Raw genomic sequence first — 16,886 nt, forward strand, 5'->3', positions numbered from 1 at the left:
AGATCTCAACAAAATTGAAAAGTTCTGGGCTAGATTGAAAAACTATGTTAGTCAGATTATCAATGATAGTGAAAACCTTGTGGATGCTGTGAGTAAAGCCTTCAGGCATCTGTCCTAACTAACTCGTTCTATGCCATAACATACGCGGTTTATGTGACATTCTCCCGACGCTGATTGCCTGCCTTCTCGACGTATCCTTAACCTACAGTATCACTACCGGCAATCCCAAAGTTAAGCAACCGACCACACATCATCAGGTAAATTAAATCAAGTTTATTGTGTTTTGTGTTTGATTAGTAAAAATTATACAAAAAAATATAAAGATAACTTATATGTATTGACGATACAAAAAAATGCTCTTAGGATAGCAACAAGGATTAATTAAAGAGTTGACGGTCTCCGATGGAGATCATTTATAACCCTCTGCCATATATCATAGTCTGCCTGCGTAAGCTTTGTATCGTTAGTTCCAACCTACGCCAGTTACTGGATCTGTTGTGTAAAAACGGACTGAATCGCCTGAATAAATAATTAATATTGAGGACAAAGTAACTACAGAATCTCCCAAGGAAGTAAACAAAATCAAAAAACTTATTTTCTTAGATCATAAATGGCTAAACAGTTTTTAGAAAAAATCAAAGCAAAACTCCGATATGTAGTAACTATTGGGCTATCGGTATTGACAGTTTTCGTAATTTACAAAGTATTTAGAACAACACAAGCAACAGAGGCGTGGATGTGTAATTCCAATGGTTATGCCATACGAATCATTGACAATTCTGTTACGTCAGAAGTGAGATCAATTAAATCTGTAAATGACCCATATTTTAAGTCATTTATAACTTCTATAACCGATTACATTTCAGCTAAATTTTCTGGAGCAGGGTCTTGCAAAGATAATTCAGGTGAAGAGCCGATGAACCGGCTAATATTTGTTCGGCTTCCTTTAGTCACGTCAGGTAACGATCCCTTGGCACCACCTCCAGAGTTAGACACATCTTTACCTAACATCACCTGTCATCTTGATAGTCCTTGGCTAAAACTTGTGATTCGTCACTCACATCCTCCACTTATTCAAGGTGTCTTTCTTTGGAACGAACGCCAATTTTTGGGAGATCAGGCTTTATTATCTAATCAAAATCTATCTTTGAACTCACCCCTTGTTCCGCTGAGCAATCGTTTGTTTCAGCAATATGCGGCCGACTATGCTGACTCTGAAATTCTACGATTACCATCTGGTAAATCCAACATCACAGAACGAATCCCATTCGATGTATTATGGCTGTTCCGGAACTCACCGCAAACGACGTTTATTCCGTTCTCAGATGCCGCTCGCTCTTCGATGAATACTATCTTGAAGCGTGCGACTGAGAACTACATCAATCTGACACAAAAGCTTTTTGATCAGTGTTTTGCATCTACTCAAAAAGTTGATCAACGTTACGAAACGGTGCTTGACCTTCGTAACACGATTTCTCTTGAGCAATATCAAATCAACTAACTCAATATTAACAATAACTGGAGGTTATTCTCATGGCTTTTTCAGACGTACAAGCAAGGACAACTATAACGGGATTTTCTGCCGCTGATGAAGCAATCATTCTTAATGCAATGAAGACTGCTTACAATGGTTCAAGCCTGGCTAGAACCATGTTTGATGATTGGATTGCTACTCCAACCAACACGATTCAAATACAGTATGAGAAAGGTAAAGCATATGCTCTAACGCAGCCTACACTATTTGGCTCCAAAGGCACTGGCAAAGTATTTTTAGACCTACAATTCGTTTCAACTATTAATTACATTACTCCAACAGGCCAAGCTGTAGAACTAGACCCTGTACACGTTGTCGTACACGAACTTGGTCATGCTCTGACCGGACGACTTGACATCAACCCTAGTGATGGGGGATTTTTGACAGATTATAAAGGTGCCAATGTCATATATACCAATCCAATGTTAGCTCAACTGGGAATTCCAGAAAGAGTGTCATATATTGCCGCCGGTCTAGATGTTACTTCTGGTGGAGTTCTTGAGCGAAATTTCCAATATACCAATGGTGCGACAATTGACAGGGCTGTGTCAAGAGACAGTGACTGGAGTATGTCTTTGTTGACACTTAACTCAAAAGACTTGCTCATTGGTGGACCTTCCGCCAATATTCTCCAGAGTGGTTTTGGTGATGATTTCTTATGGGGGGCTGGTGGTAATGATAGTCTATTCGGAGGTAATGGCACAGATACTGTTGGTTTCAAAGGTAAGCCAACTGATTATGATTTGCGATTAAACCCTAACGGAACCTGGACATCCCGTCATGTTCGTGGTGATGCAAACGAAGGAACTGACACTCTTACAAACTTAGAAAAGGTAGTGTTTAAAGGAGGACAAACATTTGACCTAAAGAAAAAAGGATTAACCTATCAATCAGATTTCGCGCTTGTCATCGATACCACAGGCAGTATGGGTGATGACATAGGCGCAGTGAAGGCACAGGGTACTGCAATTATTAATGCCCTATTTGCTGATGATACAAAAGATGCCCGTATTGGCATTGTTGGGTTTAAAGATACGACGATTGGTGAGCCTACTTCAATCATTCTTCCATTTACCGATCATGATCAATTTGCTGATCGAAAAGCTGCTGCTCTTGCTGCACTAAATGGAATTGCAGTGGGTGGAGGAGGCGACTTGCCAGAAACAGCATTTGACGGACTGCTCAAAGCACTCAACGGCACAATGGGAAACTGGCGACCTGGGGCAGGGGTGCATCGGGTAGTGCTTTTTACGGATGCTTCTGCTAAAGACGGTTCTTTAGCAGGTGCAGTTGCTGCGCTTGCAGCTAACATTGGAGCCACCATTGAATCCAGTTCACGAGCGGTAGGAACAGGTGGTACTATAGACTCGTTTACCCTATCTCCGGTAGCCCCTGCTTCTACAGAAGAAGAACGATTTTTCCCAGGTAGTGGAGACGACGATCCTGAATTACCGCCCTTCGAGTTTATAGACGAGTCACCTACTCCCGACACATCGATCGCAAACCTTGAGATCTATACAATTTATACAGGGAACTTCGGTTCTCTTGATCCAGATCTTGAGTCCATAGCAACTACCACAGGCGGTAGTTCCTTTGTCGCTCCAGATCCTGATGATTTGGTCAACACCCTGCTGACTATTATCAACCTTCCTAGTATTAATCTTGCGGTCTCTCCCAGCAGTGTCAATGAAGACGGGACAACTAACTTAGTCTATACCTTCACTCGCACCGGAGCCACAACTGATGCTTTAACCGTCAACTATACAGTCGGGGGGACAGCCACTTTTGACACAGATTACACCCAAACTGGTGCAGCAAGTTTCACCGCAACCACAGGGACAGTTACTTTCGCTGCTGGTTCAGATACTGCGACTGTAACAATTGACCCCACTGCTGATACAAATGTTGAAGATGATGAAACCGTAACTTTAAACCTTGCTCCTGGGACAGGTTATGCCATAGGTACGACTGACGCAGTTGTGGGAATCATTACTAATACTGATACTGATACTGAAACTCCTAGTAACCAAGCTCCCACAGATTTAGCCTTAAGTGCGACCACAGTAGATGAAAATGTCCCTGTTAATACAGTAATTGGAACATTTTCTACCACAGACCCCGATAGTGGTAATAGCTTTACCTATAGCTTAGTTACAGGAACAGGAGATACAGATAATACAGCATTCTCGATTGTGGGGAATCAATTACAGATTAATAATTCCCCCGATTTTGAAACCAAGAATAGTTACAGTATTCGAGTAAAAACCACCGACCAAGGGGGACTCAGTTTTGAGAAAACCTTGACAATTGTGGTAAATAATGTCAATGAAACACCAACAGATTTAGCATTAAGTGCGACCACAGTAAATGAAAATGTCCCTGTTAACACAGTGATAGGAACATTTTCTACCACAGACCCCGATACTGGTAATAGCTTTACCTATAGCTTAGTCGCAGGAACAGGAGATACAGATAATACTGCATTCTCGATTGTGGGGAATCAATTACAGATTAATAATTCTCCCGATTTTGAAACTAAGAATAGTTACAGTATTCGGGTAAAAACAACTGACCAAGGGGGACTAAGTTTTGAGAAAGTCCTAACTATTACTGTCAATGATGTTAATGAAAATCCTAGTAACCAAGCTCCGACAAATTTAGCCTTAAGTGCGACCACAGTAAATGAAAATGTTGCCCCCAATACAGTGATAGGAACATTTTCCAGCACAGACCCCGATAGTGGTAATAGCTTTACCTATAGCTTAGTTACAGGAACAGGAGATACAGATAACTCAGCATTCTTGATTGTGGGGAATCAATTACAGATTAATAATTCCCCGGATTTTGAAACCAAAAATAGTTACAGTATTCGGGTAAAAACCACCGATCAAGGGGGACTCAGTTTTGAGAAAACCTTGACAATTGCGGTAAATAATGTTAATGAAACACCTAGTAATCAAGCTCCCACAGCCCTAATTTTCCAAAATGCTGTCACCGAGTTAGCTGAAAATGTCGATGTCACCCCAGAATTTAAGGTCGCCGATCTCCTTATTGAAGATGATGGTTTAGGAACCAATAATCTCTTCCTCACAGGACGAGATAGGGAGCGCTTCTTAATTCAGAATTCGGCACTTTTCTATGTCGGTTTTGCTCCTAATTTTGAAGCTCAAAACAGTTACGAAGTCACTGTGAATGTCGATGATCCAACCGTTGGTGTCAGCCCCGATCTCACCCAAACCTTGACTTTAAACATCACCGATGTCAATGAAGCTCCCACAGCCCTAATTCTTGCCAATAGCACCAAGGCGATCGCTGAAAATACCGATACCAGTCAAGGTGTAAAAGTTGCCGATATTCAGATCAGCGATGATGCCCTGGGAACAAATAGCCTTTCTTTGCTGGGGAACGATCAGAGCAGTTTCCAGATTCGTGGCCGGGAATTATTCTTCATCGGTAAGGCTGATTTTGAAGCCCAATCCCTCTATAACTTGACAGTTGCGGTGACGGATACCACCCTCAAACCGGCTCCCAATGCCACGCCAGACGCAACGGTTAATTTCACCCTAGAAATTACCAATCTACCCGACCAAGACGTTAATCCCCAGGCCCTTGAATTTAAAAATACGGGCAATGGACAAGGTTCTCTGGTTTTCAACTTCAGTAACTTGCCCGGTAGCATACAGGTGACAGCCATTGAGGAGGGACTCCAACAGACGGGAGCTTTCTTCAATAACGTTGTCGGCCTCTATCCAGTGGCCGATGATAACGGAGCCGTTTTTGACAGCCTCGATTTAGATGGAGATGGCAACGCCACAGAGTTAATTCAACCCGGTCAAGCGGGTTATGCGCGTAGTGCCTTAAGTCAAGCAGTGAATAACTTCATTTTGCAGGCCAGTGGGGAAGGGGCAAACCAAAGCACCACCGCCGCTGAATTTGGGGATGTGTTGTTGGAAGGAGGGCGACGCTACGCACCCTTTGTGATTGCCAATGGGGGCAATCTGGGAGAAAGTCTGCAAGGGAGTATTCAGGCATTTTTGACCAAGAATCCCGATAACGTGGCGGCTACCCTAGAAAACTATATGAGTCATGAGGTGGCCTACTTCTCCTTTGGGTCGGCAAATCCCGATGGGGCGGAACATTTACGGTCAAGGGGGAATAATATCTTTGGCTTTGAGGATTTACCGGGGAACTTACCCAATATCAGCGATAACGATTTTAATGATGGGATTTTGGCGTTTAATTTTATTGCTTAATCGTCAGGATCTGGTCTGATAAACCATTTCCTCTGGGAGTTGCCGGTGGTTGTCTTTTTCTAACTGCGAATCACCGTCATTTGTCGCGCCACAGGCCTCATTGCCGTTTCTGATTAATGATAGCACGGCTGGCTTCCAATCCAGCAATGATTTATTAATAAATATCGCTGGATTTACCGGCACTTTACCAGCTTTAGGGAACATTCCAGAGGGTAATTTCTTTGTTTAATTAATAGCATTTTTCTAAAGTAATGGCAGAGATGGTTAATTACCCTAAACTCCAACTCCTCTCCCAGAAAGGAAGATGGCAGTAGGATGTCTGCCACGAATAAAGAAAAATGATATAACCTTACCTATCAAAACTTTGCCGTCACAATTTAGGACAACAATGGTATGCCATGGGCCTCTACTCTTCTTCATCTTCTTGACTTGACAAAGGCTTTTGTGCAACGTGGCGCACGAAAAGAATCTGCACAATATCGCCAGTGATGGTAAAGAGAATTCTGTAGGCACTACGTCCCTTACCATAAATAAGTTGTCGGATTTCTTCCTCCAAGAAATTATTTTCAAAAGCCAGTGAACAACGGTAAGGCATTTGCTCTAGTGACAGAATTGCTTTGTACAATCCTTCTAGCCACAACCTCGCTTTTCGAGGAGAATCTTTACTGAACCACAGATAGGCTTTTTCAATTCCCTGTTGTGCTTCAGGTTGTATGACGACTTGATACTTTTGGCTCATGGAGAACTGTCCAGCTTATCGAACAATTCAGAGAAGAATTCCTCTGCCTTCTTACCTTTGCCTTGCTTCATCTCTTCAAGACCACGCTTGACTCCTTTAAGCGTCTCAACCAATTCAGCAGCTTCAAGAAGTGTCTGATAGGATTCCGCATCCTGTACGACGAGTGCTGCTTTCCCATCAACCGTAAGCACCAAAGGGTCTTTGGTTTGTTTGAGATGCTCTAGGAACTGGGTCGTGTTTCGTTTAAACTCAGTTAAAGAATGAATGTCTTTTGAAAGGTTGAGCATTATCTTGGCAGACAAAACGCATTTAGTTATATGCTACCTTAAATTAATTCCCCTGTGACAAATACCCGCTCCTCTCACGGCTGGCTTCCAATCGAGCAATGATTTATTAATAAATATCACTGGATTTACTGGTACTTTACCAGCTTTGGGGAGTATTACAGTGGGGAATTTCTCCTTCTAAGTCACCTAGAAAACGGGTTTCTCGGAGAAACCCGTTTTCTTTGTTAAAAATTGTCAGCTACCCCCGCCATTTATTAGTCACATATTTCTTAACATAAAGTTTGACAACAACTATGGTATAACTTCACAAGAATTTGATATTATTATCACAATAGTCTCAAAAACAATGATCGAATTAAGTCCCGCCGCCGCTAGAGAAATTGAACGTTGGAGTCAAAGCCGTCGCCTGAGTGGTTCCTATCTGCGTTTGGCCGTAAAAAACGGTGGTTGTTCGGGACTTCACTACCATCTCGAATTAACCGATATTGCGGCAGAAAACGATCGCTTTTATCAAAGTCAGGGTATTAATATTTTAGTCGATCCTGACAGCGATCGCTACCTACAAATTTTAAAATTAGACTATTCAGAAGATCTCATGGGTGGTGGTTTCCGTTTTACCAATGCCAACACCCAAAATACCTGCGGTTGTGGTCTTTCCTTTAGTGCTTAATTAACTGCTCCAAATAGCCAAGACAACTAAAAGCGCATTAGCCAGATAAAAAGCTCCCACAATCTTGGTTTCCGTCCAACCACTTAATTCTAAATGATGATGAAAAGGAGCCATTTTTAACAATCTTTTGCCCTTGCCATCGGGTCCTTTTGTGGCTTTATAATAGATAACCTGAGCGATTACCGAAAGAGATTCCAGAAAGAACAGACCACTAATTAAAAATAATCCCCAGAGATGTCCAGTAATTAAACCCACTGCCGCTAAAGCACCTCCCAAAGCGAGGGAACCGGTATCACCCATAAACACTTTAGCGGGGTTGCGGTTATGAAAAATGAAGCCTAGACAAGCACCAGCAAAACAAGTGCAGAAAATCGCCAAATCCGGATGACTAGGTTCGCCTTTAGCGATAATAATACCTAAACCCAAAAATGCGATCGCACCTGTTCCCCCCGCTAATCCATCCACCCCATCGGTGAGATTAGTGGCGTTACTTTCAGCTACAAGGACAAATGCCGCCAAAATCCAGAAGAAAAAGCCCAAAGGAATCACTAATCGACCCCAAAGGGTGATATCGGTACTCACCTGATTGACCAACATCCAGAGACAAAAAAGCGCCGCCCCCGTTATCTGTAAAATTAACTTCATCCGGGGAGATAGGCCTTTATTCGACTTATAACGCAGAATTTGCCAATCGTCTAACCAACCGATACCCATGTAAACAAAGGTCAGCAAAGCAACCGCCACCACATTAGGAGTAAATTTAGACCAGATTAAAGCGAAAATAAGGGCTACTGGCACAAAAAAGCTGCCTCCCATGGTCGGGGTTCCTGCTTTCTTTAAATGAGCCTGGGGTCCATCTTCGCGCATGATCTGACCCATTTTCAAGCGCCGCAGCATCGGTACTACTTGACAACCAAGACCAGCACTGATTAATGTCGTGGCCATCAGGGGGAGTAACAGGGAATTAGTGGCCTGAAAAAAAACTACTAACAGAAATAGTAATCCCGTTAGTAGAATCAGCAGATGGGTTCCAGTGGGTTTTTTAAAGATAGGGGCGGAAAAAATGTTAGCGTTCACGACTAAAGCGTCAGATAAGGGGAAAATTTGCCAAAGAAGACGGTATTAATCTTCATCTAAGACTAATTCATCTTCGTCGTCATCATAACCGATATCATCGACATCCATCAGTTCAGATAGTTCCACATCTTCTTCCAGAGTCAGATCCGGTTCGGCGATTTTATCCCGGGGAATCATGCGATTATTTTTTTCTAACCACTCGACAATGGAAGCGTCTTTTTTTAGGGGAATAACCGCGGCCGGTTCGTAGCGGGGTTCTTGACGAATAGAAGGATTAAGCATAATCACTCGACGATTAACAGCAATCATTTCGAGTTTACCATGTCTTTTAAGGCTCTGATAATCTCTTGATTGGCCGCGGGGAAAGTGTAATTATCTAGTTCCTCGATAGTTACCCAGCGGATTTCTTCACATTCGATCGCTCTCCCTTGGCCGCTGAGATAACGACAGTTATATACTTGTAGATTAACCCGAAAATGACTATAGGTGTGATCGATAGTGATTAAATGACTATCAACTGCGATTTCAATGCCAATTTCTTCTAATATCTCCCGTTTAATACATTCCTGTACCGTTTCATTGCCTTCGATTTTGCCGCCGGGGAATTCCCAAAAACCGCCCAGGAGTCCCTTGGCCAGACGGCGATCGATTAAAATTAAATCTCGATCGTCTCTAATTACGGCCACACCGATTTGTTTACGGGGTAAAGAGTCTGTTTCGGGAATCATAATAGGAAAAAATGGTTAAAAACTGACTGCGGAGAATTGAGTCAAAAGATGATATAATCGAGAATTGTACGATTAACGATTAACAATGACAGTCAGTTCCGAATCAAAGTTTATTTTAAAAGTATTGTGGTTAGATCAGAGCGTAGCGATCGCTGTAGATCAGGTGGTCGGCAAAGGAACTAGCCCCCTCACCGCTTATTTTTTCTGGCCGCGCAATGATGCTTGGCAACAACTGCAAGAGGAGTTAGAAGCAAAACACTGGATTGATGAGTCCGATCGCGTTGATGTTCTCAACAAAGCCACAGAAGTAATTAATTTTTGGCAAGAGTTACGCAATCAAGGCCGACAAATCCCCATGGCCGATGCACAGTTAAAATTCCCCGAAGTTGTGTTTAGTGGTAGCAATTAATTTATAAGCTGTTCGTAATTTAAATTGCTTGTTGAGACGAGGCAAGAGGCAAGAGTCAAGGGATTGGGGAAGGTTCGGCTAATCTAAGAATAAGCGTTTTAAATGCGTCTTAGCTTAGCAGTTATCTTAATGGGGAGCGACAAAATCTCCAGTTTTAGGCAACGGGAAACAGGAAACTTTTTCAGTGATCACCAATCAGTAGGAGAACAGCAACTTCCCAATAACAGTATTCACTGAAACCTCAAATCTGATAACTGATAACTGATAACTGATAACTGATAACTGATAACTGATAACTGAAAAAGAATCGGGTAGGTTTATATAAACCCGCCCGATTTTGCTTTAATTTAATTTGATTTGGTTGGGTTTGGTTTAAACCGATACTAAACCGCCAGCGGCCTGGTATCTAGCGCGAGCTTTGCGCCATGATTGTTGCGCTTGGATAGTTTTGCGACGGTCATCCCCTTTACTGACTTCATCGAGACGAGTTTGGGCCCGTTCGTATTCGGCGCGAGCTTTTTCTTTATCGATTTTTGAGCCTAATTCCGCCCCATTAACGAGGACTTTGATCTCATTATTTTCGACTTCAGCAAAACCGCCCAAAACCGCGATATTTTCCCAGTCTTTCCCCGGTCGAATTCGCATTACGCCAATATTCAGGGCAGTTAATAAAGGAGCGTGACCGCTAAGAATACCTAATTGTCCCGTGGAACTGGGTAGGATTACTTCTTCAGCCACGTTATCCCAGACAATGCGATCGGGTGTAATAACCCGTACTGTAATGCTCATTGGTGATAATAACGATAATTTTGGCAGATTTCTGGGTTAAGTAACCGCTAAACGCGGTTACTACTGACTTTTAATTAGCCTTTTTTGAGTTTTTCGCCTTTAGCGATCGCTTCATCGATATTGCCGACCATATAGAACGCTTGTTCGGGTAAGCTATCGAGTTCACCTTTGAGGATCATCTGGAAGCCTTTGATCGTATCAGCGAGGGTAACGTATTTACCCGGGGAACCGGTGAACACTTCGGCCACGAAGAAAGGTTGCGAGAGGAAACGCTCAATTTTGCGAGCGCGGTCAACGGTGAGACGATCTTCTTCCGACAATTCGTCTAAACCGAGAATAGCGATGATGTCCTGTAACTCTTTATAGCGTTGCAGGGTAGATTGGACGGCGCGAGCGGTGCCGTAGTGTTCATCACCGACGATATCAGCTTGGAGCATGGTGCTGGTGGAACCGAGGGGATCTACCGCCGGATAGATACCTTTGGAAGCCAGACCACGGGATAGTACAGTTGTTCCGTCCAAGTGAGCGAAGGTAGTAGCGGGAGCGGGGTCAGTCAAGTCATCCGCAGGTACATAGACCGCTTGGATGGAAGTGATCGATCCTTCTTTGGTGGAGGTAATCCGCTCTTGCAGGTCGCCTACGTCAGTACCGAGGGTGGGTTGGTATCCTACCGCAGAAGGCATCCGACCGAGGAGCGCCGATACTTCCGAACCAGCTTGCACGAAACGGAAGATATTATCAATAAATAAGAGTACGTCTTGCTTGCTGACATCGCGGAAATATTCGGCCATGGTCAAAGCAGAGAGACCGACGCGCATTCTCGCTCCGGGGGGTTCGTTCATCTGACCGTAAACGAGGGCAATTTTCGAGTCTTCGGGGTTATCAGCGTTGATTACCTTCGATTCGATCATCTCGTTGTAGAGGTCGTTTCCTTCGCGGGTTCTTTCACCCACACCGCCAAAAACCGAGACACCACCGTGTTGAATGGCGATATTGTTGATTAATTCCATCATAATGACGGTTTTGCCCACACCAGCACCCCCAAAGAGGCCGATTTTGCCCCCTTGACGGTAGGGGGTGAGCAGGTCAATCACCTTGATACCGGTTTCAAAAACCGTCGGTGTTACTTCAAGATCGACTAATTTGGGAGCGGGACGGTGAATAGGAGAGGTTTCGGTGACGTTAACCGGTCCTTTTTCGTCCACGGGTTCACCAAGAACGTTAAAAATCCGACCGAGGGTGCATTTACCCACGGGAACGCTAATCGCCGCGCCGGTGTCCACGATATCCATACCGCGCACTAAACCATCGGTGGTACTCATGGCAACGGCCCGCACTTGGTTATCACCGAGTAACTGTTGCACTTCACAAGTAACCGATAGATTTTGACCGGCGGAGTTGGTTCCTTTTACGGTTAAGGCATTATAAATACGGGGCAGTTTGCCACTGGGAAATTCGGCATCGATGACAGGACCGATGATCTGGACGATTTTACCAACGTTAGTTTCTGTTGTCGCTACCATTGTTTATGTCTACTCTGGGTTTTAGCTGATAACTCCCACAAGGGGAAAGTCTTAATTTTTTGTAAAATTAGCCAATACTCAGCTTATCACGCTAGGGGATCAGATCAGTTATCAGTTACCAGTGATCAGATTTGAGTTGTCCGTGGACAGTCTGATCGGTGATCGATATTAAATGGCAATTTTCTGCTTACTGGTTGCTGATCACCGATAAAAAGTAAGGCAGGCCTTAGCCTACCTTAAAACAAAGCGAGGTTGATCAACTTTGGGGATGCCGATGCAGTGGATGGAATTGGTCTATTACCATATAATGTCGATTATAGCAAGGGTTTTACTGATTGCATAGATTCAAATAAAAAATAATTTAAAGCTTGACCATAGAGTTTAGTCTATATATTGATCCACAAGAACTATCTCCTGTCAAATTTTCAAGGGACAGCTTTATATAGGGTTTATGGTAGGGGTGCCGGGCCTGCGCCCAAAATGTGTTATGGATATTTCTACAAAACTGAGACGCACTCCCTTCTCAACCGTCCGGGAGAATTGTGCTGTAAGATATCTTCAGTTTCAATTGTTTAGGCTCGCAATCGTAGATGAGAATAAATTTCGGTTGCTTTTGCAGCAATCTCAGGAAATTATCGGTTAACTATATGAATTCTGGTAAAATTATCGCCATTATCACAGGAGCGATTTCGATTTTAATCGCCGTTGCCTATTTAATCCTAGTTCAGATTCTGGACTTTCGCACCGAGATGATTCCCGCTCCCCTAGAAGTTATTTTGCCAGGATGATAAAAATCGGGGTTGAAAAATTTTCAACCCCGAAAAAAAGCAATTTTTGAGCGGATTAACCCACCGTTTGTAACTGTAATTGCGAGAGAATATCGCTCTGCTCAGAGCGCTGATGACTAGAGACTGTCACCACACCGTCCGCAGTTACATCCAATAGCGCATGGTCTCCAGAATTGACTTTTCCCGATAACATCGCGACCGCTAAACTATCCTCTAAGCGTCGAGTTAAAGCACGACGTAAAGGCCGCGCACCGTAACTAGGATCATAACCCTCATTGATGACCAAATCCTTAAAAGCGGCGGTAACTTGCACAGAAATGCCTTTTTCTGTCAATTGTTTGGCTAGATCTGCGATCAGAATATCGGCAATCTGGGTAACTTCTTCGCGAGTTAACTGTCGGAAAACAATAATTTCATCGAGACGGTTGAGAAATTCGGGACGGAAATATTGTTTTAACTCCTCTGTCACCCGATTAGAAATCTGTTGGTAACGCGATTGAGCAAAATCGTCAGCCATCTCGAATCCTAAGCTATTACCGCCTTTTTCGATGACTTTTGAGCCAATATTCGAGGTCATAATAATTAGGGTATTCTTAAAGTCCACCCGACGACCTTGGGAATCGGTCAAATGACCATCTTCTAACAGTTGCAGGAGAAGATTAAAAACATCGGGATGTGCTTTCTCGATTTCGTCAAACAAAACCACTCTATAGGGTTGACGACGCACTGCTTCCGTTAACTGACCGCCTTCATTGTAACCGATGTATCCGGGAGGCGCACCAATTAACTTAGAAACCGTGTGGGATTCCATAAATTCCGACATATCTAGGCGAATCATACTGGATTCCGAGCCAAAGAGCAACTTAGCTAAGGCTTTCGTTAATTCAGTTTTACCCACTCCCGTGGGACCGGCAAAAATAAACGAGGCAATCGGACGGTTAGGATTCTTTAAATTTACTCGCGCTCGACGAATAGCACGAGAAACGGCATTCACTGCCTCCTGTTGACCAATAATCCGCTCATGCAGTTGATATTCCAGATTTAAGAGCGATTCCGACTCAGTTTCAGTTAATTGGGTAACGGGAATACCTGTCCAAGCGGCGACAATTTGGGCGATTTCCTCCGCATCTACCACCGGAATTAAAGATTCGGGGTTAATTAGGGGTGATTCTTCGTTAACCTCTGCGGGACTTTTACTTTGCAGGGAATAGCGTAGATGGGTGCGGGATCCCGCTTCATCGAGAAGATCGATCGCTTTGTCCGGTAAAAAGCGATCATTGATATAGCGAGAGGATAGATTAACGGCAGCTTCGATCGCTTTTTGATCGTATTTTACCTGATGGAAATCCTCGTAGGTGGCTTTTAAACCGCGTAAAATCTCGATCGCCTGCTCTTTAGTCGGTTCTCCCACCATAACTGGCTGAAAACGTCTTTCTAGAGCCGCATCGCGCTCAATATGCCGTTTATACTCATCGAGAGTTGTTGCCCCTAAACACTGTAACTCGCCGCGAGCTAAAGCAGGTTTAAGCAAGTTAGAAGCATCCATAGCTCCTCCCATGCTACCAGCACCCACAAGAGTGTGAATTTCATCGATAAACAGGATAATACTGCCCGATTTGCGAACTTCCTCCACAACACCCTTTAAACGTTCCTCAAAATCGCCGCGAAAACGGGTTCCCGCCAATAAAGACCCCATATCGAGGGCAATTACCTGTTTATCCTGCAAAAGTTCGGGAATATCGCCATTATGGATGCGTTGTGCTAACCCTTCAGCGATCGCTGTTTTGCCCACCCCCGGCTCACCCAGTAAAATCGGGTTATTCTTGCCGCGACGGCCTAAAATTTGGACAACTCGCTCGATTTCTGGCTCTCTACCGATTAAAGGGTCAATTTTGCCATTTTTGACCTCTTGGTTTAAATTGCGACCATATTGGGCTAAAATCCCGCCTTGGGGAGCATTTTTCTGGTCTTCATAGTCACTCTTTGCCGTGAAGCGACCACTAGCGACTTTTTCCCCGGCATTTTTAATTAAAAGGCCGCGAAGTTTGAGCAAATCAACACCCTGCATAATTAAAATTTTAGCGGCTAGGGATTCGGGATCGGCGGTGATAGCAAGTAATAGATGTTCAGGTGCGATCGCCTGTTCCCCTAATTGTCGAGCTTCCTGAAATGCTTGCTCGAACATCTTTTTCGCTTTCGGGGTAAAAGGGATATTAACGGGACTGTAACCGGTGCCGCGGCCAGTCATTCCTTCAATCAGGCGGCGACTTTCGTGCAGGGTGACTTTTAAATCCTTGAGAATTAAGGCTGCGGTGGCGGTGGCTTCTCCTATCAATCCTAACAGTAAATGCTCCGTACCCACGACACTGTGACCGGTACGACGGGCTTCTTCTTGGGCGAACATCACCGCTTTGATAGCTTTCTGGTTAAAGTATTCAAACATGATCGACGGCTTCCTGGCTACTGGGCTTTACCTGTTACTGTAACGTTTTCTTTACATTAGCCGGAAGGGGGATATCCGTATCAGTAGGGTGGGTTAGGGGACAGGAGTGGGGAGTGGGAATTATGAATTATGAATTATGAAGTGGGGTGATGGGGGAGTGGGGAGACCACTTCGTGCGCGTTGCGGGGGGAGTGGGGAGACCACTTCGTGCGCCTTGCGGGGGGAGATAATCGTAACGAATTTGCAGGTTCAGCCGGAAATATGGGGAAACTTGCTAATATTTCGCCAATCGAAGGGCGGTACTCCCAGTAATTTCTGGGCGACCGTTGAAGATCTCATTAATCCGATTGATGTACCATATAAGGTACGATAACTGAGAAGGTAAGGATTGAAAAGGCTGCCAGCCAAGTTTTTTCGAGCCGAAGGTGGGTCGGAGCCAGTCAAAGATTGGTGGAAAACTCTCAGCCGTGAAGATTGCCGGATTATTGGCAGCGATATCAAGGACGTAGAGTTTAGCTTTCCCATCGGCTGCCCCTGTGCCGTTCACTTTCATCAAGAAGTCCCAAAAAAACCCAAAACAGGAAATCGATTTATACTAAATCCGTTGAGTATAGGCTAGTTATGAGGAGAGGCACTCATGCAAGAGGCACTCATGCAAAGGGGAGAATAAATAATCAATTGTTAATAACCGGATTTAGTATTAGCTCTCAATCGTAAGAAGGAACAGGAAAAATATGACCGCTAACCCCCATACTGGCTCCGATTTCGATGATTTTCTCAAAGAAGAAGGTCTTGAGGAGGACTGTAGTGCGGTGGCACTCAAACGGGTACTGGCGCGGCAGTTGGCTGAGGAGATGAAACGGCTCTCTCTGACCAAAACGGAGATGGCGGCGCGGATGCAGACCAGTCGGGCGCAACTTGACCGCCTCCTCGACCCCGAAAAGACGGGCGTTTCCCTCGATACTATCCAACGGGCGGCTTCTGTGGTGGGCCGCCAATTGCGAATCGAGTTGCTCTGAGGGAAGTCAGAAAGTTCGGAGTGCCGCAGATGAAATTACCCAACGGGGAACTGGCAGAAATCTCGATGGAAAAACTGATTGGCTATTGCTTAAATCCAGAACATTCCAGAGGAAAAAATCAAGCCAGAGTCTTTCGCTCTCGTCTAGGAATAACTGCCGAGAACGCTGAGGTTTTGCGATCGCTCATCTCACAGGCTGCCCTGGAGGGGGAAGTTGTCCAACAAGCTGTCACGGAATTCGGCCAGCAGTTTAAAGTGGATTGGACGATACCAAAACGGGAAGGAACACAACTGCGAACTATCTGGGAAATCGGCTTAATTAATCCCAACCCTCGCCTAATTTCTGCCTTTATCAAGTGAAGTACCATGAAAGACATCAAACTCTTAGATACGGTTGCCATCCTCAACTCCGTCCCTCGGGAGCGATTGACTTTAGTTGAGCCAGATTATGAGGCTGTCCCCAGCTTGCCAAGCGGACAGGTGGGAACGGTGGTTGAGGTGTATGAAAAAGGTTCGCGCTATCAATATTTAGTGGAATTTTCTGACAGTCAGGGGCGGGAATATGCGATGGCTATTCTGGCAGGCGATGAGCTTCTGGTCTTGCATTATGAACTGGAGGTGGCGTAAA

At 44.4% G+C, this 16,886-nt stretch carries 17 protein-coding genes and 2 pseudogenes; 10 read left to right on the forward strand and 9 right to left on the reverse strand.

Annotated features, from left to right (window positions below; all coding sequences use genetic code 11):
* Positions 1–610 precede the first annotated feature (610 nt).
* The 3 genes and pseudogenes from IM473_RS17715 to IM473_RS17725 all read left to right on the forward strand — a co-directional run.
* On the forward strand, positions 611–1,501 hold the full coding sequence (locus IM473_RS17715; RefSeq protein WP_287657938.1) for a hypothetical protein: 891 nt from the start codon (positions 611–613) through the stop codon (positions 1,499–1,501).
* Between the two features lie 32 nt (positions 1,502–1,533).
* Positions 1,534–5,787 (forward strand): DUF4114 domain-containing protein, encoded by a 4,254-nt coding sequence (locus IM473_RS17720; RefSeq protein WP_287657940.1) that lies wholly within the window; start codon positions 1,534–1,536, stop codon positions 5,785–5,787.
* A gap of 109 nt (positions 5,788–5,896) precedes the next feature.
* A pseudogene (locus IM473_RS17725) lies at positions 5,897–6,016 on the forward strand (bluetail domain-containing putative surface protein); the annotation flags it as partial.
* A 177-nt stretch (positions 6,017–6,193) separates the two neighbouring features.
* Here the strand turns inward: IM473_RS17725 and IM473_RS17730 are convergent.
* Both IM473_RS17730 and IM473_RS17735 read right to left on the reverse strand, forming a co-directional pair.
* Positions 6,194–6,526, reverse strand: a complete 333-nt coding sequence (locus tag IM473_RS17730) for a type II toxin-antitoxin system RelE/ParE family toxin (RefSeq protein ID WP_002761780.1) — start codon at positions 6,524–6,526, stop codon at positions 6,194–6,196.
* Positions 6,523–6,813 carry a type II toxin-antitoxin system Phd/YefM family antitoxin gene (locus IM473_RS17735; RefSeq protein WP_002746031.1) on the reverse strand — a complete coding sequence of 97 codons (291 nt, stop codon included), beginning with the start codon at positions 6,811–6,813 and terminating at the stop codon, positions 6,523–6,525. Before IM473_RS17735 ends, IM473_RS17730 begins: the two co-directional genes overlap by 4 nt.
* Positions 6,814–6,889: 76 nt before the next feature.
* Here IM473_RS17735 and IM473_RS22605 point away from each other — a divergent pair.
* Positions 6,890–6,994, forward strand: a pseudogene (locus tag IM473_RS22605) (bluetail domain-containing putative surface protein); the annotation flags it as partial.
* Positions 6,995–7,159: 165 nt separating this feature from the next.
* The gene (locus IM473_RS17740) at positions 7,160–7,483 is read left to right on the forward strand and encodes a HesB/IscA family protein (RefSeq protein WP_079206311.1); all 324 of its coding nucleotides are present in this window, start codon (positions 7,160–7,162) and stop codon (positions 7,481–7,483) included.
* Here IM473_RS17740 and mraY read toward each other — a convergent pair whose 3' ends face one another.
* From mraY to mutT, 3 genes are read right to left on the reverse strand one after another with little or no spacing between them, the layout of a single operon-like run.
* Entirely contained in the window at positions 7,484–8,560 is a 1,077-nt protein-coding gene (mraY, locus tag IM473_RS17745) for a phospho-N-acetylmuramoyl-pentapeptide-transferase (protein ID WP_287657943.1), read from the reverse strand.
* Between the two features lie 45 nt (positions 8,561–8,605).
* The gene (locus tag IM473_RS17750; RefSeq protein WP_002735746.1) at positions 8,606–8,869 is read right to left on the reverse strand and encodes a DUF3134 domain-containing protein; all 264 of its coding nucleotides are present in this window, start codon (positions 8,867–8,869) and stop codon (positions 8,606–8,608) included.
* A complete protein-coding gene (gene mutT / locus IM473_RS17755) occupies positions 8,866–9,288 on the reverse strand; it encodes an 8-oxo-dGTP diphosphatase MutT (RefSeq protein WP_287657944.1) in 423 nt (140 codons plus the stop codon). The genes IM473_RS17750 and mutT overlap by 4 nt, the downstream gene beginning before the upstream one ends.
* An 85-nt stretch (positions 9,289–9,373) precedes the next feature.
* Here mutT and IM473_RS17760 point away from each other — a divergent pair, with 85 nt between their 5' ends.
* Positions 9,374–9,697 carry a 30S ribosomal protein PSRP-3 gene (locus IM473_RS17760; protein ID WP_286826118.1) on the forward strand — a complete coding sequence of 108 codons (324 nt, stop codon included), beginning with the start codon at positions 9,374–9,376 and terminating at the stop codon, positions 9,695–9,697.
* A 372-nt stretch (positions 9,698–10,069) separates the two neighbouring features.
* On the opposite strand, the gene atpC is transcribed toward IM473_RS17760, so the two are convergent.
* Both atpC and atpD read right to left on the reverse strand, forming a co-directional pair.
* Positions 10,070–10,486, reverse strand: a complete 417-nt coding sequence (gene atpC, locus IM473_RS17765) for an ATP synthase F1 subunit epsilon (RefSeq protein WP_002735380.1) — start codon at positions 10,484–10,486, stop codon at positions 10,070–10,072.
* Between the two features lie 74 nt (positions 10,487–10,560).
* Positions 10,561–12,009 (reverse strand): F0F1 ATP synthase subunit beta, encoded by a 1,449-nt coding sequence (gene atpD / locus IM473_RS17770; RefSeq protein ID WP_149986192.1) that lies wholly within the window; start codon positions 12,007–12,009, stop codon positions 10,561–10,563.
* Between the two features lie 647 nt (positions 12,010–12,656).
* Between atpD and IM473_RS17775 the strand changes: the two genes are divergently transcribed.
* Positions 12,657–12,797, forward strand: a complete 141-nt coding sequence (locus IM473_RS17775; protein WP_287657945.1) for a hypothetical protein — start codon at positions 12,657–12,659, stop codon at positions 12,795–12,797.
* A gap of 55 nt (positions 12,798–12,852) precedes the next feature.
* Here the strand turns inward: IM473_RS17775 and IM473_RS17780 are convergent, their stop codons facing one another.
* Both IM473_RS17780 and IM473_RS17785 read right to left on the reverse strand, forming a co-directional pair.
* Positions 12,853–15,240 (reverse strand): ATP-dependent Clp protease ATP-binding subunit, encoded by a 2,388-nt coding sequence (locus IM473_RS17780; protein WP_287657946.1) that lies wholly within the window; start codon positions 15,238–15,240, stop codon positions 12,853–12,855.
* A gap of 274 nt (positions 15,241–15,514) precedes the next feature.
* On the reverse strand, positions 15,515–15,793 hold the full coding sequence (locus IM473_RS17785) for a hypothetical protein (RefSeq protein WP_287657948.1): 279 nt from the start codon (positions 15,791–15,793) through the stop codon (positions 15,515–15,517).
* Positions 15,794–15,974: 181 nt separating this feature from the next.
* Between IM473_RS17785 and IM473_RS17790 the strand changes: the two genes are divergently transcribed.
* The 3 genes from IM473_RS17790 to IM473_RS17800 are packed head-to-tail and all read left to right on the forward strand — an operon-like array spanning position 15,975 to position 16,885.
* The gene (locus IM473_RS17790; protein ID WP_287657949.1) at positions 15,975–16,259 is read left to right on the forward strand and encodes a helix-turn-helix domain-containing protein; all 285 of its coding nucleotides are present in this window, start codon (positions 15,975–15,977) and stop codon (positions 16,257–16,259) included.
* Positions 16,260–16,288: 29 nt separating this feature from the next.
* A complete protein-coding gene (locus IM473_RS17795; RefSeq protein WP_287657950.1) occupies positions 16,289–16,618 on the forward strand; it encodes a DUF6883 domain-containing protein in 330 nt (109 codons plus the stop codon).
* Between the two features lie 6 nt (positions 16,619–16,624).
* Positions 16,625–16,885: a DUF4926 domain-containing protein gene (locus tag IM473_RS17800; protein ID WP_287657951.1), complete on the forward strand. Its 261-nt coding sequence runs from the start codon at positions 16,625–16,627 to the stop codon at positions 16,883–16,885.
* Position 16,886: the final 1 nt, after the last annotated feature.

Origin of the sequence: Microcystis sp. M015S2 (assembly GCF_020245945.1) — a bacterium.
Taxonomy (GTDB): domain Bacteria; phylum Cyanobacteriota; class Cyanobacteriia; order Cyanobacteriales; family Microcystaceae; genus Microcystis.

Coding starts and splice junctions, on each gene's coding strand:
- IM473_RS17715 (WP_287657938.1), top strand. CDS start 611: ATGGCTAAACAGTTTTTAGAAAAAATCAAAGCAAAACTCCGATATGTA.
- IM473_RS17720 (WP_287657940.1), top strand. CDS start 1,534: ATGGCTTTTTCAGACGTACAAGCAAGGACAACTATAACGGGATTTTCT.
- IM473_RS17730 (WP_002761780.1), bottom strand. CDS start 6,526: ATGAGCCAAAAGTATCAAGTCGTCATACAACCTGAAGCACAACAGGGA.
- IM473_RS17735 (WP_002746031.1), bottom strand. CDS start 6,813: ATGCTCAACCTTTCAAAAGACATTCATTCTTTAACTGAGTTTAAACGA.
- IM473_RS17740 (WP_079206311.1), top strand. CDS start 7,160: ATGATCGAATTAAGTCCCGCCGCCGCTAGAGAAATTGAACGTTGGAGT.
- IM473_RS17750 (WP_002735746.1), bottom strand. CDS start 8,869: ATGATTGCTGTTAATCGTCGAGTGATTATGCTTAATCCTTCTATTCGT.
- mutT (WP_287657944.1), bottom strand. CDS start 9,288: ATGATTCCCGAAACAGACTCTTTACCCCGTAAACAAATCGGTGTGGCC.
- IM473_RS17760 (WP_286826118.1), top strand. CDS start 9,374: ATGACAGTCAGTTCCGAATCAAAGTTTATTTTAAAAGTATTGTGGTTA.
- atpC (WP_002735380.1), bottom strand. CDS start 10,486: ATGAGCATTACAGTACGGGTTATTACACCCGATCGCATTGTCTGGGAT.
- atpD (WP_149986192.1), bottom strand. CDS start 12,009: ATGGTAGCGACAACAGAAACTAACGTTGGTAAAATCGTCCAGATCATC.
- IM473_RS17775 (WP_287657945.1), top strand. CDS start 12,657: ATGAATTCTGGTAAAATTATCGCCATTATCACAGGAGCGATTTCGATT.
- IM473_RS17780 (WP_287657946.1), bottom strand. CDS start 15,240: ATGTTTGAATACTTTAACCAGAAAGCTATCAAAGCGGTGATGTTCGCC.
- IM473_RS17785 (WP_287657948.1), bottom strand. CDS start 15,793: ATGAAAGTGAACGGCACAGGGGCAGCCGATGGGAAAGCTAAACTCTAC.
- IM473_RS17790 (WP_287657949.1), top strand. CDS start 15,975: ATGACCGCTAACCCCCATACTGGCTCCGATTTCGATGATTTTCTCAAA.
- IM473_RS17795 (WP_287657950.1), top strand. CDS start 16,289: ATGAAATTACCCAACGGGGAACTGGCAGAAATCTCGATGGAAAAACTG.
- IM473_RS17800 (WP_287657951.1), top strand. CDS start 16,625: ATGAAAGACATCAAACTCTTAGATACGGTTGCCATCCTCAACTCCGTC.